Origin of the sequence: Aureispira sp. CCB-E (genome assembly GCF_031326345.1) — a bacterium.
Lineage (GTDB): Bacteria > Bacteroidota > Bacteroidia > Chitinophagales > Saprospiraceae > Aureispira.
In genome coordinates this window covers 2,020,947-2,036,530 of sequence record NZ_CP133671.1, presented here as the reverse complement: position 1 = coordinate 2,036,530, position 15,584 = coordinate 2,020,947, and the positions used below count along the sequence as shown (strand labels likewise).

16 protein-coding genes are annotated in these 15,584 nt (G+C 35.4%); 5 read left to right on the top strand and 11 right to left on the bottom strand.

Annotation, left to right across the window (positions count from 1 at the left end; translation table 11 throughout):
* Positions 1-25: 25 nt before the first annotated feature.
* Positions 26-1,804, top strand: a complete 1,779-nt coding sequence (locus tag QP953_RS07705) for an acyl-CoA dehydrogenase (protein ID WP_052600123.1) — start codon at positions 26-28, stop codon at positions 1,802-1,804.
* A gap of 38 nt (positions 1,805-1,842) precedes the next feature.
* Here the strand turns inward: QP953_RS07705 and QP953_RS07700 are convergent, their stop codons facing one another.
* On the bottom strand, positions 1,843-3,189 hold the full coding sequence (locus QP953_RS07700; RefSeq protein WP_052594259.1) for a transposase: 1,347 nt from the start codon (positions 3,187-3,189) through the stop codon (positions 1,843-1,845).
* Between the two features lie 615 nt (positions 3,190-3,804).
* On the opposite strand from QP953_RS07700, the gene QP953_RS07695 reads away from it, so the two are divergent.
* The gene (locus QP953_RS07695) at positions 3,805-5,085 is read left to right on the top strand and encodes a transposase (RefSeq protein ID WP_309552833.1); all 1,281 of its coding nucleotides are present in this window, start codon (positions 3,805-3,807) and stop codon (positions 5,083-5,085) included.
* A 16-nt stretch (positions 5,086-5,101) separates the two neighbouring features.
* Here QP953_RS07695 and QP953_RS07690 read toward each other — a convergent pair whose 3' ends face one another.
* The 8 genes from QP953_RS07690 to QP953_RS07655 all read right to left on the bottom strand — a co-directional run bounded on the left by QP953_RS07690 (position 5,102) and on the right by QP953_RS07655 (position 12,130).
* Positions 5,102-5,299, bottom strand: a complete 198-nt coding sequence (locus tag QP953_RS07690; RefSeq protein ID WP_309554531.1) for a hypothetical protein — start codon at positions 5,297-5,299, stop codon at positions 5,102-5,104.
* A gap of 72 nt (positions 5,300-5,371) precedes the next feature.
* The gene (locus QP953_RS07685) at positions 5,372-5,680 is read right to left on the bottom strand and encodes a site-specific integrase (RefSeq protein WP_309554530.1); all 309 of its coding nucleotides are present in this window, start codon (positions 5,678-5,680) and stop codon (positions 5,372-5,374) included.
* A gap of 79 nt (positions 5,681-5,759) precedes the next feature.
* The gene (locus QP953_RS07680; RefSeq protein ID WP_309554461.1) at positions 5,760-6,830 is read right to left on the bottom strand and encodes an IS4 family transposase; all 1,071 of its coding nucleotides are present in this window, start codon (positions 6,828-6,830) and stop codon (positions 5,760-5,762) included.
* 83 nt (positions 6,831-6,913) lie between these two features.
* Positions 6,914-7,147 carry a site-specific integrase gene (locus tag QP953_RS07675; RefSeq protein WP_309554528.1) on the bottom strand — a complete coding sequence of 78 codons (234 nt, stop codon included), beginning with the start codon at positions 7,145-7,147 and terminating at the stop codon, positions 6,914-6,916.
* Positions 7,113-8,033, bottom strand: coding sequence for a tyrosine-type recombinase/integrase (locus QP953_RS07670; RefSeq protein WP_309554526.1), 921 nt, complete (start codon positions 8,031-8,033; stop codon positions 7,113-7,115). The genes QP953_RS07675 and QP953_RS07670 overlap by 35 nt, the downstream gene beginning before the upstream one ends.
* 98 nt (positions 8,034-8,131) lie before the next feature.
* Positions 8,132-8,806: a hypothetical protein gene (locus QP953_RS07665; RefSeq protein WP_309554525.1), complete on the bottom strand. Its 675-nt coding sequence runs from the start codon at positions 8,804-8,806 to the stop codon at positions 8,132-8,134.
* A 104-nt stretch (positions 8,807-8,910) separates the two neighbouring features.
* Positions 8,911-10,191 (bottom strand): transposase, encoded by a 1,281-nt coding sequence (locus QP953_RS07660; protein WP_309552833.1) that lies wholly within the window; start codon positions 10,189-10,191, stop codon positions 8,911-8,913.
* A gap of 76 nt (positions 10,192-10,267) precedes the next feature.
* Positions 10,268-12,130: a CHC2 zinc finger domain-containing protein gene (locus tag QP953_RS07655; protein WP_309554524.1), complete on the bottom strand. Its 1,863-nt coding sequence runs from the start codon at positions 12,128-12,130 to the stop codon at positions 10,268-10,270.
* A gap of 193 nt (positions 12,131-12,323) precedes the next feature.
* Here QP953_RS07655 and QP953_RS07650 point away from each other — a divergent pair, with 193 nt between their 5' ends.
* Genes QP953_RS07650 through QP953_RS07640 form a run of 3 tightly spaced genes read left to right on the top strand, consistent with a single transcriptional unit; the run spans position 12,324 to position 13,203 of the window.
* Complete coding sequence (locus tag QP953_RS07650; RefSeq protein ID WP_309554517.1) at positions 12,324-12,656, top strand: helix-turn-helix transcriptional regulator; 333 nt, start codon at positions 12,324-12,326, stop codon at positions 12,654-12,656.
* 11 nt (positions 12,657-12,667) lie between these two features.
* Positions 12,668-12,904 (top strand): hypothetical protein, encoded by a 237-nt coding sequence (locus QP953_RS07645; protein WP_309554516.1) that lies wholly within the window; start codon positions 12,668-12,670, stop codon positions 12,902-12,904.
* Positions 12,892-13,203 (top strand): type II toxin-antitoxin system RelE/ParE family toxin, encoded by a 312-nt coding sequence (locus QP953_RS07640; RefSeq protein WP_309554514.1) that lies wholly within the window; start codon positions 12,892-12,894, stop codon positions 13,201-13,203. Before QP953_RS07645 ends, QP953_RS07640 begins: the two co-directional genes overlap by 13 nt.
* Positions 13,204-13,780: 577 nt before the next feature.
* Here the strand turns inward: QP953_RS07640 and QP953_RS07635 are convergent.
* Positions 13,781-14,257 (bottom strand): hypothetical protein, encoded by a 477-nt coding sequence (locus QP953_RS07635; RefSeq protein WP_309554523.1) that lies wholly within the window; start codon positions 14,255-14,257, stop codon positions 13,781-13,783.
* 5 nt (positions 14,258-14,262) lie between these two features.
* The gene (locus QP953_RS07630) at positions 14,263-15,309 is read right to left on the bottom strand and encodes an RHS repeat-associated core domain-containing protein (protein ID WP_309554522.1); all 1,047 of its coding nucleotides are present in this window, start codon (positions 15,307-15,309) and stop codon (positions 14,263-14,265) included.
* Positions 15,310-15,584 lie beyond the last annotated feature (275 nt).

Below are 15,584 nucleotides of genomic sequence, written 5' to 3'. Positions count from 1 at the left end.
CTACAAAACACTCAATTAATCTTCTATGAAATTCTACAGCAAAAAAAATCTACATTTCCTTCTAAACGATGTTTTTCAAATTGAGTCTCTATCTCAATATCCTTTTTTTAAAGATCACAATATAGAGACTTACACCATGGTTTTGGACGCTTGCACAGATTTATCTACCCAAAAACTTCGCCCTATTTTAACTGAAATGGATCGCAACGCCCCTGAATTTACGGATGGACGCATCAAAGTGCATCCTGCTATGAAAGAATTAATGCAGGCGTTTGGAAGTGGTGGCTGGATCAACTCTCCTCTATCCTACGAAGAAGGCGGTCAGCAGATGCCTTATATGATTTTTAATGCTACTTTATTCATTATGGGAGCAGCCAACTACTCTGCGACGGTCTATCCTTTTTTGTCTGCTGGGGCAGCGAACCTTATCCGAAGCTTTGGTACACCAATACAAAAAGCCACTTACCTAGAAAAAATGTACAACGGCACTTGGCAGGGAACGATGGCCCTGACAGAACCTGAAGCAGGAAGCTCCCTAGGAGACATTACAACATCTGCTGAACCTACTGATCATGGGTATTACAAAATAAAAGGACAAAAAATATTCATTTCCTGTGGCGATCATGATGGAGTAGAAAATATTGTTCACCTGATGCTAGCAAGAATCAAAGGTGCCCCCAAGGGTTCGAAAGGTATTTCCTTATTTATTGTTCCTAGAATGCGTCCTGATGCCGATGGTCATTTAGAATTTAATGACGTTACAACAGGTGGTATTTTTCACAAAATGGGTTACAAAGGTGCTCCTATTGCGCATATTATTACAGGAGAACAAGACGACTGTAGAGGGTACTTGGTTGGCGAGGCTAATAAGGGGTTGTTCTGTATGTTTCAAATGATGAACGAAGCTCGAATTGCCGTTGGTTTTAATGCCGCATCAATTGCTTCAGCCGCATACTACGCGGCTCTCCAATATTGTCGTGAACGCAGTCAAGGAAGACGGATTGGGAGCAAATCTACTCAACAATCTTTGATCATTGAGCATGCTGATGTAAAACGAATGTTACTCTTTCAACGTTCCGTTGTAGAAGGTAGTTTAAGTTTATTAATGGAGTGTTCTCGGTATGCTGACTTGGTTCGAGTGACAAAAGGTGAAGAACAACAGAAGTATGATGCCTTATTGGGTTTGTTAACTCCTGTCGCCAAATCCTATCCTTCTGAAATGGGTTGTTTGAGCACAAGTGCTGCAATTCAGTGTTTGGGGGGCTATGGTTTTACAGAGGACTTTTTGCCAGAACATTTTTATAGAGAGGCTAGAATTCATCCAATACACGAAGGAACAACGGCTATTCATGGCATGGATTTGTTGGGTCGAAAAATTGCCAAAGATCAGGGTGCTACCCTACGACTTCTAATCGCTGAAGTGACTACCACAATCGAAAAAGCGTTTGCAGTTGAATCCCTGCAAAAATATGCGAATGACTTAAAAACTACTTTGGAGAAATTAGTCGATACAACTATGAATTTGAGCATGCTTGGGATGCAGGGACAACTAGAAGCCTTTCTTTCCGATGCAACGCTTTACCTAGAAACTTTTGGCACTGTTGTCATTGGCTGGCAATGGCTCAAACAAGGATTGGTTGCTACTCAAAAACTTGATGCGAATGAGGATGCATTTTACCAAGGTAAGTTATATACCATGGAATATTTCTTTGAGTATGAACTCCCCAAAACTAGGGGCTTACTCAAAACGCTAAAAAGCCAAACTAGTGTGACCGTCGATATTCAAGATGGACATTTTGATTAGTGTTTATAGAAATTTAACTGGTACAATAAAAACATGAGTCATCCCGAATTTTGTAATAGAGCAAAGAGAGAAAAAATACAAACGGAGATGGCAGCTCTAAGACGGTAAATCGGTATGGAAGTATTTCTATACCGATTTCCTGTTCGATGTCCCCAGTTTCGGAGGAAAAGGTTGACCCAAGTTCTCCAATTTCGAAGTAGAGTTAAAAGAAAATCATAAACCAAAGCAACGATAGCTAATAACTTAAGCTTGTTTTCCCAAAACCACAATCTAGGAGATTCCATTGCTAACTCTGTTTTACAGAAACGAAAAGATTGCTCAATTTCCCAGCGATGCATATAGCTATTCGCCATTTCCCAAGCAGTTCTGGCATTTGTAATGATTACAGAAGTCAGAAAATAAATAGGAGGAGTCTGTCTTTTTTTGTCTCTAAGAATAACTAAATATAAGGGAATATCGGGTAACTCTGGATGAAAGACTTCTCCCCATGCTATAGTTGCAGAACGTTGCTCTTTTCGTTCCTTGTCATAAATTAATCTAGGTTTTTTTCCTTTAAATGAACGGGCTAATAAATGTGTTTTCTTCTTTCCTTTTTTCGTAGCGATAAGTAGATGATTTTTCTTCCAACGGATCAGAAAATCTTGTTGGAAATGTAACATATGCTCTACTGTCCAGATATTTGCATATCCTCTATCCAAAACATGTAGAACTCCTGTATTTAATTCCTTTTTTAATCGTTTTAGCATACGAAAAATGATATTAGTAGCGAGTTCTTTATGCTTGCCTCTTGTTGTCCACCAAGTCATTTGACAAACACTTGGCACTCCTCCTAGGCAAGACAACATCGTAGCTGTCCACTTATAGCCAGGGACACATATTCTGCTACTTGGTGGTCGGTAAAAACCGCGTTTAATTTTTGTTAATCGCTTGCCTTTACTACTCCAGACACTACACAATCCTTCACTCCACCAACTTTCTGGCTTTTCTAAACGAGAATCATCCCATAACAACAAAGGGCGTTTTCCTTCTTTTTGCAAGCTGGCAATACGCTCTTTTGTCTTCTCAAACAAATAGTCTTTTATTAACTTGTGTTCCCATTTTTTGCTCCTTAACAAGTTGCTTATTCGCTTTGTCCCTGCTGGTGCCTTCCGAAATCCACAAATGTACCCGCCTAACTCACTTAAAAGTAAACCGCTACTCTTATTTCTTAATATCAGTATGGAAATGAATAGATTATAAAATGTTCTAACCAAACGGCTATCTATTTGCTCATCTAGTTTTATCAGTAATCCTTCTAAGTATTTAGAACTTTTTTTCAAAAGAAAATTGTCGGCACCATTTATTTTTCCTTTTTCTATTTTATCTTGTAAGTATGTTTTATACATAAAAAAACTCTTGTCGTTTTGGAATTGTCGTTAATCCCAAATTTACGCAAGAGTTTTTATTTTTTTGTCATCTCATAAATTCGGGATGACTCATGTTTTTATACCAGTATTTGTCAATTAATCCTTATTTCGATGAAGCAAAAACCGCCGAATAACAAAGCCTAGTACTGTAACCAAAGGAATCACTAGTAGCTTTTTTCTACTAGTACAATACTAGATCGCTACTTTTTTGAATATCTTGCTAATATTTTCTTTTAGGACAATACTTTAATAGTTTGTATTTGAAATTTTCATTTCGCTTCATAAACTCGATTCGCCCAGAAGTTTTTTCAACAAAAGTACTATCATATGAACAGGTAATTATGCAATTTATATAATTATCATTCTTATTCATCTGCCAACTTGTATATACTGGCTTTGCTAAATGATTTTTAACATCAATCCTAACAGCTGTTTTATAATCCATCAAAGTTATCATTTGATTATCCTTATCACAAGATTTTATAAAATACTGTCCTAAACAACAGCAGCAATTCTAACGATAAACAGAATTATATGATAAAATAAGATTTAAGTTCATTGAAAAAGGAACGTACATTTACTAAAAAGTAAACGATGTACGACAAATTAGTAGAAATAGTATCCAAAGAGTTTCACCAAGTTCCAGACCATCGAAAAGGACATACAGAATATTTGCTACATGATTGTTTAATGGGAGCATTTGCTATGTTTGGTCTAAAAGATCCATCATTATTGAGTTTTATAGATAATGCCATTCATCGTAAGGACAATTTAGAACAAGTCTTTAAAATTAGTAAGCTTCCAACAGATAATGGGATGCGAAAAATTTTAGATGCTGTCCAACCATCTGTTTTTCAACCTACTTTTAAAACAATCTTTGAACATTTGGAAAGGCTCAAAATACTCGAAAGTAGAAGATACTTAGACCAACATTTGCTAGTAAGTGTTGATGCCACAGGTACATTTTCTTCCAATAAGATTGGTTGTTCTCAATGTTTAACAAAGAAAAGAAAAAATGGTACAATAGAACATCATCACCAATTGTTAGCAGCGAGTGTAGTTCATCCTAATTTCAAGACCGTTTTTCCTGTTTTTGGAGAAGCAATAACGCGGCAGGATGGTTCAAAAAAGAATGATTGTGAACGAAAGGCATGTAAACGATTATTTCCACATTTACGCAGCATACTGCCAAAAGAAAAGATCTTAATTCTTTTAGATGCTTTATATGCTGATGGTCCAACTATTAAAGCACTTCAAGCACAAGATATCCAAATGGATTACATCATAGTAATCAAGGAAGGATATGTTTTGGAACAAGTTAAGCAACTTAGAAAAAAGGATAGTTTGCATCAGTGTCAATACCAGAAAAATGAAAAGACTCTGTGTCGATACAGGTGGGCATCTAACCTCATTCTAAATGGCGCAAACCAAGATATTATCGTAAACTATTTAGAATACGAAGAATATGATTTAGAAAAAGATAAAGTGGTTTATTCCAATAAGTGGATTACCAACCTAACTTTGACTAAATCAAATGTTTCATCTATTGCCACAGCTGGAAGAGCACGTTGGAAAATTGAAAATGAGACATTTAACACCTTGAAGAATCAAGACTACAATTTGGAACATAATTATGGTCATGGAAAATTCTACTTATCAACAGTATTTGCTTTGATTATGCTATTAGCATTTTTTGTTGACCAGATTACAAGGGCTGTTGATGAAAGTTTTGAACAAGCCTTAAAAGAAGCAAAAACATTGCGTGATTTAAGGCAGAAAGTTCGAGTACTCTTTGATTTTATTCCTACTATTTCAATGAACTTAATCTATCAAATAATCGCTAGAAAGGTCAATATTCGACCTCAATTAGAATAGCTATTTGATATTATTATTATTTAATATATTTTCTTACATCGTTAGAATTGCTGAAGGGATGATGAACCTCTAACTGATCTCGTAAACTCTTTACCGCATGGATTTTATAACGCTCTGTACTACTTGGATAGCAATGTCCTAAGCGTTCTTGAACCTCTAATAAAGGACTACTTTCTAACCAATGGACAATAATACTCGTTCGCCAATGCTCCAAGTTTTGAAGCTTGGGAAGCTGCTTTTTTATTCCTTTTTGTAGTTTTGTAATGCTATTATTTAGCCGTTTAGATTATCCGCCACTAACAAATAACTGATTCGTGTAATACTGCAATAGCTGCGGACGTGTACTTATTAAATATTCCTGTAATCCAACCACTTGCAAAGCTGTTAAGGCTAAGGTTCTACTTTTATTCCGACCCACTTTTGGAACATTAATCAAGGCTTTCTCTAAGTCTAGATGCTCTAGTTCTAAAGCCTTAATCTCTCCAACTCGCAAGGCTTGATAATGGATAAAGCCTAAGATTAAATGATTTCGTTTTTGATAAATACTTTCTTTGCTAAAGTTAGTTAAAACAACTTCTAAGTCACTTATTTCCAAAGGTTCTAAGATCGGTTTTCTACCTTGTCGCTTTACTCTAAATCCTTTAACTGGATTCGCTTGATTTGGTAATAAATACCTAAGTACAGGACAAAAGTTTTAATTCCTGAAATAAAGTTAAAAAGTTAAGTAAACGTTCTTTGATATAATCTAAGCCAATTCTAAAAATACTAAAGAGTTTAGCTTTTCGAGTTTTTAGTTTTTTTATTGGAATTTTACCCCCTCTTTTGATTAACCATTCTCCTGTTTTATAAGACCAAACAAAGGCTATTGCAACAAGAAATAGTAGACTGGATAATCTAGATGGTGCTGTTACATGAGTATCCTCAAAATTAAATCCTCTTGTTTTACAAGCTGAGAAAAAAACTTCGATTCCCCAGCGTTCTTGATAAATTCTTTTACCTTTTGAAATAGGTTTGTTACTTATCAAAATAAGCCATTCAGATTTACCTAGTTTCTGACCTCCAATATAAAGTTGGTGCTTGAAAAGTATTCTTTGTTTTCTCAAAGCTTTAAAAGTTGATTGGCTAAAGTATTTGCCAACTTTTACTTCTTTTATTTGTCCAAACTTTCGCATCAAACTGTTACTTCGGATTCTAATAATAAAAATTAAAGGCAAAGATTTTAAATAGCTTATCCATTGATTACCAATAAACTCACGGTCTGCTAACAAATATTTGATTTGCCCTTTTTGCTTTATTGTTAAATGACTCATCAAGCTTTGCATTAAATCTATCCGTTCCTGTTGAGAAGAGTTACCTCTTTTGTCTAATAGAGTCCAAATAAGTGGTATTGCTGTTCCATTATAGCTAATACCTATTAGTAAAATATTGATGTTGATTTTCCCAAATTTCCAATTGGTTCTATCAATGCTCAGAGCTACCCACTGATTACTAAAAACAATGAGTTTCCAAACTAATTGAATATAGCACTTACGACAGAATTTGTATTCTTTCATGAAACGTTGAATCCTTTTGAAATTAGATTCTCGTTTTGCAAAAGGGTTCAATACCAGCGAAAGTTGAGCATAGCTAATGCTGCTCATTTTTATTATGGAAATAACCAGCTTACTCAACATGGTCAATCGCTGACTTTGACCAGCAAAATGATCAGATAATATATCTTTAAGAACTTTTTCTGTATCTTTCATTCGGAGTTATTGAAGTTTGTAAATAGTGATTTCGCAACTACTAATTTACTAATTTTTCAATTTCTCCATTTTTTGTCCTGTACTTAGAATAAATACTTAAACACTTGCTCTATAATCAACAGCTTTCTATTGATGCTTACAGGCTTTAAGTTTCTCTTTTGAAGTGCTTGAACATAATCCAACAGTAGTTGGTAATCAATAGATTTAATACTAATATTCAACTGATTTACAAAGCTTTCAAAGTCCAACCATTCTAAATGATAAGAGGTCGCTGTGCTTGATTTATACAAACTTTGTAGATAGGTTTTTATCTTCATAATTGGAGGATTTTAAATGCACATAGATTTGAGTAGAGTCTAGGGTCTGATGCCCTAAAAATTGAGCAATCTGCTCGCTTGCCATTCCTGATGCTGCTAAATGAGAGGCTATACTATGGCGCAAAGTGTGCAAACCTGTTGGAGGTAAATCTATTGTTTTTAACAAGCTTACAAAACTCTTGTAAAGCGTTTGTTTGCCTAGCTTTCTGCCTCGATTACTCAACAAAAAATAAGGTGGCTCTTTCTCTTTAATCAAGAGTGGTCTAATCTGTTGTTGATAATAATAAAAATCTGCTTGTAACTGCTTGGTCATCGGAACTAAACGGCTTTTCTTTGTCTTAGTTTTTCGCACTTGCAGCAAGCTTTTATCCCACCATAAATCACTCATTTCTAAGTTGACCGCTTCACTTCTTCGCAGTCCACAACCATAACAAAGCCCTAACAGCACTCGATTTCTATACCCCATCAAGGTTTCATCACAAGCCTCATAAAGTTCTTTAATTTGCTGCTTACTAAAGATTTGTAAAACCTTCGTTTCGGATTTCAGACGAGTTATTTTATAATAAAAATCAACTTGATTAATCTTGTTTAAATACTGCTGTAACAAGTCCAAAGCATGAGCGATTTTATTTAGATGATTGCTACTCAATGCCCCTGCTCTACGTTCGTTCTTTCTTCTTTTACAATGCTCCATAAAAGCTTTAAAATCCGTCGGTTGCCAGTCTTTTAACTCCTTCTTTTGCTGCTCTTGATAATGCAAAAATTCTCGAACCAAAGTTGGCAGATTGTAACAAGTACTTTCACTATATCCCAAGGCTATTAACCAACTTCTAAAAGCTTGTTCTAAGGCTTGATAGCTTGTTGTTTTTAAGATTAATTTTTTCATACCCGCTCACCCTTTTGCCTAGTTACATAGTTAATATTGATAACAAGTTATCTTTCAGTTGATTAACTAGCCACCAAAGGTTTGTAGTTACTACATAATTAGTTAACTTCCTTATTTTTAATAGATTGTAGAACTTTGTCTAATACTTTAGATAAGTCTTGACGCATTTTATCATAATCATCAGACGCATTGAGTAGATATTTAAAACCATTGTGGCGACTTCCTCCGAGTATTTCTACCAAACCATATTGGCGTAAGATATACAGATATTTAGTTAGCGTACTTGGAGCGATTCTAATACTTTTGCGAACTTCCTTGCCTGTAAAACTCTCTAATTTATTTGCTTGCATCCACTTTTTAAGCTTCTCCAAAAACTGCCGTACTCCCCAACTCAACTCATCACTTTTGGACAACAAAACATCTTTCATTAATTTGTTCGCCCACTCAATATCTTCTATCGTCGTTTCTATATATTTTGTACCTGATTGACTCGTTTTCATTACTCTTTGGTGTTGATGATAGAACGTTATCACTTCAATAAATTTCAGATAATGCGCATTCGTTCTCAAAGGCTTAAAGACCTTCTCAGGCAAGATTAACTGTTCTGCATAAGGATTCACCACTTTTATAGGCTTTAACAACATCTGCACATCTTTAAATAAATCCTTGATTTTCTGTTGTTCCAACTCATTTATTTTCCCTGCCGAGGCTTTACGCTGCGCAGCCATCACAGCCTCTTTGTGCGCCTTCGATTCATTTCTATATAAGAGCAAGCAGCGGTTTGCATTATCCTCGTATATCTTTTCTCTTGTTGTACAACCTGCCAGCAATTCTAACGATGTAAGAAAATATATTAAATAATAATAATATCAAATAGCTATTCTAATTGAGGTCGAATATTGACCTTTCTAGCGATTATTTGATAGATTAAGTTCATTGAAATAGTAGGAATAAAATCAAAGAGTACTCGAACTTTCTGCCTTAAATCACGCAATGTTTTTGCTTCTTTTAAGGCTTGTTCAAAACTTTCATCAACAGCCCTTGTAATCTGGTCAACAAAAAATGCTAATAGCATAATCAAAGCAAATACTGTTGATAAGTAGAATTTTCCATGACCATAATTATGTTCCAAATTGTAGTCTTGATTCTTCAAGGTGTTAAATGTCTCATTTTCAATTTTCCAACGTGCTCTTCCAGCTGTGGCAATAGATGAAACATTTGATTTAGTCAAAGTTAGGTTGGTAATCCACTTATTGGAATAAACCACTTTATCTTTTTCTAAATCATATTCTTCGTATTCTAAATAGTTTACGATAATATCTTGGTTTGCGCCATTTAGAATGAGGTTAGATGCCCACCTGTATCGACACAGAGTCTTTTCATTTTTCTGGTATTGACACTGATGCAAACTATCCTTTTTTCTAAGTTGCTTAACTTGTTCCAAAACATATCCTTCCTTGATTACTATGATGTAATCCATTTGGATATCTTGTGCTTGAAGTGCTTTAATAGTTGGACCATCAGCATATAAAGCATCTAAAAGAATTAAGATCTTTTCTTTTGGCAGTATGCTGCGTAAATGTGGAAATAATCGTTTACATGCCTTTCGTTCACAATCATTCTTTTTTGAACCATCCTGCCGCGTTATTGCTTCTCCAAAAACAGGAAAAACGGTCTTGAAATTAGGATGAACTACACTCGCTGCTAACAATTGGTGATGATGTTCTATTGTACCATTTTTTCTTTTCTTTGTTAAACATTGAGAACAACCAATCTTATTGGAAGAAAATGTACCTGTGGCATCAACACTTACTAGCAAATGTTGGTCTAAGTATCTTCTACTTTCGAGTATTTTGAGCCTTTCCAAATGTTCAAAGATTGTTTTAAAAGTAGGTTGAAAAACAGATGGTTGGACAGCATCTAAAATTTTTCGCATCCCATTATCTGTTGGAAGCTTACTAATTTTAAAGACTTGTTCTAAATTGTCCTTACGATGAATGGCATTATCTATAAAACTCAATAATGATGGATCTTTTAGACCAAACATAGCAAATGCTCCCATTAAACAATCATGTAGCAAATATTCTGTATGTCCTTTTCGATGGTCTGGAACTTGGTGAAACTCTTTGGATACTATTTCTACTAATTTGTCGTACATCGTTTACTTTTTAGTAAATGTACGTTCCTTTTTCAATGAACTTAAATCTTATTTTATCATATAATTCTGTTTATCGTTAGAATTGCTGACAACCTGCAAAACATATCGGTCCTTTTACATATACTTTTTGAGTCGTCAACTTCCCTTTATAATCTTTCACGGGTATATCTCGGCTCAACTCCCCTTTGCTTTTTAACTCTCGCAAAGCATAATTAGCCTCTTCACTCATGCCATCCATATCCTCGATCAAAAACAAACTATGTTCTAATGCCCCATCTGGATAATAATACATCGCATTATCTGATAAACTGGTAATGCTCATAATTTCCTGTTCTGGGATCAGCTCCGCAATCGTTTCTTGTAAATGCGTTTTGCCACTTCCACTACTACCTAAACTAATGATGTGCAAAGGCTTTGACAACTTTCTAGAGCTAAAACACAAGTACATAATCATCGCACTCATGCGCTCGCCAACAACCCCCACCTTTCCTAAATCATCCCACGTATGTTGCATCAAGTTTTCAGCTTTTGCATAATCCAAGGCTATTTTTTTTCGCCCTGGACTCAAGACTCTTGCTTCAACTTGGTTCTCCTCTCCTGCTCCCTGCTCTCGACTTCTATACAATTCTAGATTTTCAATCAGATCTGCAAACAACAAGCGAAGCTCCTGCATGGGTAATTCAAATTCTTCTTGCACTCGTTTGACCAAACCTCGAACCTGTCCACTATGGTATAAGTTCAAGCTTTGGCGCAACTTATCCAAGGCGTTGCGCTTGGGTTTTCTGGTCAATCTCAAGGTGCAAGTCAGCTTGTCTAATTGCTCTATATTTATACCCCCCAACACTTCTATTTTTAGCTTTTCCGTTTCATAAGTGTAATAATTTGAGTTGATTATCTTCAAGTCTAAACTTGGCTTTTCGATACATTTAAGAACGCTCGATTGCTCCAATAAATCTAAAAACAAGGCTTCGCTTAAATGATTCACCCAAAGCTCATTTACATCTGTATTGTTGGGTAATTCTACGATTTTGATAACTGTATTGGGATATTCTTTTGATAAATAATCCCCTAGCTTTTCGCTTGCCTTTTTCCCTGCATCATCCCCATCCAATAGCAAAACAATTTCTTCTAAATCTTTTAAGTTCGCTAAGGCTGCTCGATGATTGGACGTTAATCCATTCGTTCCATACAATGCCAAAACGCTGTAATTCTCTACGATGGTAGCAATATTTAACAAGCTTGCGGCATCTATAATACTTTCCGTTAAGATCACTTTTTTAGTCTCCAACTTTAGATAAGAGGGATATAAACCTGATCTATCTTTTAGGTAAAAATGCCCCTCTCCATTCACCGAACGCCCATAAAAACTAACCACTTCATTAGCAGCATTCCGCAAAGCAAAAATCAAACATTCCTTCGCCCATACTCGATGCCCTTTCCCTTGCATCGCTGGCAATAAATAAGAAACTTCTTGAGCTGCTTTGATCTGCTGATCACTCACGCTCTTCTTTTTGTGCCATCGCCCAGAGTTGTAACCAATTTCTACCCGTTCAATACCTCGTTTCGCTGCATAAGCCTTGACTTTTGAGTTTTTATAACTGCTCACAAATTCAGCCCATAGAACTTTTAAAATGTCATTGGGCTTTGTTTTTAGTTCTGGAACTTCATAATTCAACATAGATTTACATTTTAAAATAGCTTCGTGTTTGGTGCAGTTTTCTTTCTCTATTACAAATTCAATTACATCTAAACTCCTGCCATGCGTAGAGCAATTTCCACTAAAGCAATACACCGTGTTCGTTTCTGCATATACTTTCATACTTGGGGTCTTATCTTCGTGAAACGGGCAATTGATGTGTTGATTCTTGTTTATTACTATTCCGTAATGAGCTAAAACATCTTTTATGTTTAAGCCTTCCTTGATTTGGTCTATTGTCATTTTGATAGGGTTTGCAAATTCCCTTAGACGTCTAAAAAAATTTCTTTTGAAAAATAAAATTTAACTAAATTAACACTTTAGTGTGTAAATCTAATTAAAAATATCTAACAAGCCAATTTTTAATATTTTTTTTAACACTAAAAAAGTAGTATTTTTATAAAAAAGACACATTCAAAGCAAAAAATAAACACTTATGAGTGATTTTAAAAATAGATTGGCTACCTTGAGGAAGTTAAAACAACTTTCTCAGGCTGAGTTAGCAGAAAAAATTGGAGTTCATACTAATATCATTAGTCGATACGAAAGAGATTTAGCAAAACCATCTATGGAGTTAGCAGCTAAACTGTCAGAAGTATTAGAAGTTTCTTTAGATTATTTAGTTGGTAAAGTTGACCAAGAGCTTGATAAAGATATTGTTGAGCAAGTTTTAAGTTTACAACAATTACCTAAAAAAGAAAAAGAGCATATATTATTTACACTAAATGCACTTATTCGAGACGCTAAATCTAGATTTGCTTACACCTAAATTAACAATACATGATTTCAATAGAAGCTAGAAAAATCGCACTTGCTCAAGCTTTATTCGACTTGAGTGATGAAAATATTATCACAGCCATTGAACAACTTGTTTTTCAAGCCCAACAACAAGAAGATAATTGGGTTCCAACAGAAGAAGAAATTCAAGGCATCAAAGATGCTTTGAAAGAAGTTGAAGAAGGTAAATTTCATTCTGAAGAAGAAGTAAAAGAACGATTCAAAAAATGGCTAAAGTAACGGTTAAATACTCTACAAGAGCATTAAATGATTTAGAAGAAATTGAAGAATATTATAATCAATACCCTTCCAGTAAGCAAATGGGGCAAATCTTCCAGCAAGTCGAAGGCTTAAAAGTTCAGCCTCTTAGAGGTCGACCAATTCCAGAGCTGAAAGATGATAAAAATATTCGTCACGTCAATGCAGGAAATTATAGAGTGATCTATCACGTTATAGCTGAATATTTATTGATGATTCTTAGAGTTTTTCATGTTAGACGGCAACTCAATCCTAATGATGACTTAGATTTTAACAACTAAAATTCCCTTTAATTTTTGACAGACGCAGCGGCTGCCATGTAGCGAGAGCAGCGACTGGCAAATAATTAAAGTTTACAGCCGACTAGGCTGTAAGTAAAAAACGTGAACGAAAGCCCCGACAGGGCTGTATGTACCGTAAGTATGAACGAAACGAACCCGTCTAGGGCAAACAGCCTGTGGCTGTTTGGTGTAGAGAACCACTTGTGGACGGAGTGACAGGTGTGCTATAGGAAAGCTGTGATCACAGCAATAGAGCACTACATAAAAATCCCCTTCAGCTCTTGGTCGAAGGGGATTTTTTATGCAAGTATTTACCGATAGTTTTATTTTCAATTGAAAAGAATATCTGATGCCTGACAGCTCCCATAACGGTACACAAACTAAGCAGCTGTAACGCTTGTATGTGGCATACTTGACACCAATATAAGCATGAGAAGCTGCATGAAACCGAACATGGCAAACACTAGAAACATGACAGAACATAGCGACTAGCGCAGTGGTAGCCTTTTGCTACTGGCGTGGTTCTAGTCTGTTGGCTTCTGAGGTGGAATACCTTAGTCCATTCCTTTAACTGCTTCTAACTAACTTTAATAACTTTTTTAAATACGACCTTGTTTAACTCTATTATTGAAAACTCATTTCCATTCTCTAGCAAAACCCAATCAAAAGGTGGTTGATCTGTATACTTATTGTTCTTTACAGAGATAAATTTCGAAAAACTCATTTCATCCAATAATACTTTCTCTTTTGTAAAAAAGTCTGTCACTAAATTATTATCCTTTGAAGAGCATATTATACTATGGGTAGCCTTAGCCTTAGGTTTTGTCACTCTATCACTATTCACATTACAATCAGCTCCATTTCCGTATTCTTCTAAGTATTCATCCCAATCACATACATTAGATTCAACTAAGATTTCCCAATTAGCCTGTAACCAATTATTCTGATCTTCTTCTGTATCATGACTAAAAGCTAAAGTTTGTTCTTCAAAAGCTTCCCAAGAAGCATTCAAAAATTTTCTATAACCTTCTATAACTAAATTCAAGTTGTTCATAAAAATTACGATGATTTTTTACACTGTGGACAATTCTTGTGAGCCTTTCTTAATAATCTTTTTTCTCTTAATGATGGCGTTCGTTTTTTTCCTTTTCCTGCACCACCTATTCTTCTTGTACCAAAAGGTACTTTTTCAGCATTTTTCCCTTTGAAAGATGCCTGTCTCCATCCAGAAGGTGCTCTAGGTTCAGGCACGTATTCTTTCACTCTTCCCTCTGTTATATCATACTTCTTATTTCCTTTTGTTGCTTTGACTCGAGGCATTCCATCCGCAGTATGATTAATACCATCTATTTTATACCTTTGGAACAGTTTCTTTGTCCCATTTAATACACCTTTCAAGCCTTTTCCTAATAATTGTACTCCTTTTTTAGTTACAGCAAGAAAAATGCCTGTCCCTGATGCCATACTAGCATAATCCTTAGCTACCATTGCGTCTGCCATAACACCACTTGTTGGGTCTTCAAATATTCCTTCGGATGATGGGGTATGAAGCAGAGGAGTGTACCCTTTAAAGAATGGCGTTTCAATTAATTTTATAGGTTTGTCACTTTGATTATAGTATTCATTAGCTGTATGACTATAATAACCTGTAAACTCACCATTTTCACCATGATAAGAAGCATAAAATTCATGTCCATCTACAGTAAAAGACCCTAATGTATTTTTGGGATATTTTGAATAAAACTCTTCTGTGGTATAATTGCCAGAATTTAAATATAAATCTTTGGTCTTTTCTGTAATAATAATGGGATCTGAATCAGCAGGAATTGTAATTAACGAACCATCTGAAGCTGTAAGTCTAATGCTAGAGGAAGCTTCCAGACCATCTAAATCTATATTGGCAATTGAGCTATTAGAAGCAAACTGATAAGGAGTAAGCATTGGATACATCCTTGTTAATGGATCAACGCTAAGGAACTTAGCAATAGCAGGATTATACAATCTAAAGCCATAATCTTGGATAAGCTGGTCGCCCCAGTGATGGTCATTTTCCTTTCCATTAAATCCATGGCGATAATTTCCAGAGTTAAAGGATCTCCCAGGCATATCCCAACCAAAGGGGTATAACTATTTTCAACTTTTAGCACGACTTTTTCACACTAATGCAACTCTAAGATATGCCTTTTATTTGCAACTGAACTTATTTTCTATTGAAAAATAAAGTTATATAAATGCTAAAGTTTAAAAAGGGAAAGTGGTAGGTCTCGTCAGAAGTTGCCGTCCATAGCTGCGCCAGTATTTAAAATATCCTTCGCTAGTCGCTCTGTCTGTCACAGCTCTGGGCTTACCTATTCCTCGTCCTGCTAGTTCTCATCCTTATA

Coding starts and splice junctions, on each gene's coding strand:
- QP953_RS07705 (WP_052600123.1), top strand. CDS start 26: ATGAAATTCTACAGCAAAAAAAATCTACATTTCCTTCTAAACGATGTT.
- QP953_RS07700 (WP_052594259.1), bottom strand. CDS start 3,189: ATGTATAAAACATACTTACAAGATAAAATAGAAAAAGGAAAAATAAAT.
- QP953_RS07695 (WP_309552833.1), top strand. CDS start 3,805: ATGTACGACAAATTAGTAGAAATAGTATCCAAAGAGTTTCACCAAGTT.
- QP953_RS07680 (WP_309554461.1), bottom strand. CDS start 6,830: ATGAAAGATACAGAAAAAGTTCTTAAAGATATATTATCTGATCATTTT.
- QP953_RS07675 (WP_309554528.1), bottom strand. CDS start 7,147: ATGAAGATAAAAACCTATCTACAAAGTTTGTATAAATCAAGCACAGCG.
- QP953_RS07670 (WP_309554526.1), bottom strand. CDS start 8,033: ATGAAAAAATTAATCTTAAAAACAACAAGCTATCAAGCCTTAGAACAA.
- QP953_RS07660 (WP_309552833.1), bottom strand. CDS start 10,191: ATGTACGACAAATTAGTAGAAATAGTATCCAAAGAGTTTCACCAAGTT.
- QP953_RS07655 (WP_309554524.1), bottom strand. CDS start 12,130: ATGACAATAGACCAAATCAAGGAAGGCTTAAACATAAAAGATGTTTTA.
- QP953_RS07650 (WP_309554517.1), top strand. CDS start 12,324: ATGAGTGATTTTAAAAATAGATTGGCTACCTTGAGGAAGTTAAAACAA.
- QP953_RS07645 (WP_309554516.1), top strand. CDS start 12,668: ATGATTTCAATAGAAGCTAGAAAAATCGCACTTGCTCAAGCTTTATTC.
- QP953_RS07640 (WP_309554514.1), top strand. CDS start 12,892: ATGGCTAAAGTAACGGTTAAATACTCTACAAGAGCATTAAATGATTTA.
- QP953_RS07635 (WP_309554523.1), bottom strand. CDS start 14,257: ATGAACAACTTGAATTTAGTTATAGAAGGTTATAGAAAATTTTTGAAT.
- QP953_RS07630 (WP_309554522.1), bottom strand. CDS start 15,309: ATGCCTGGGAGATCCTTTAACTCTGGAAATTATCGCCATGGATTTAAT.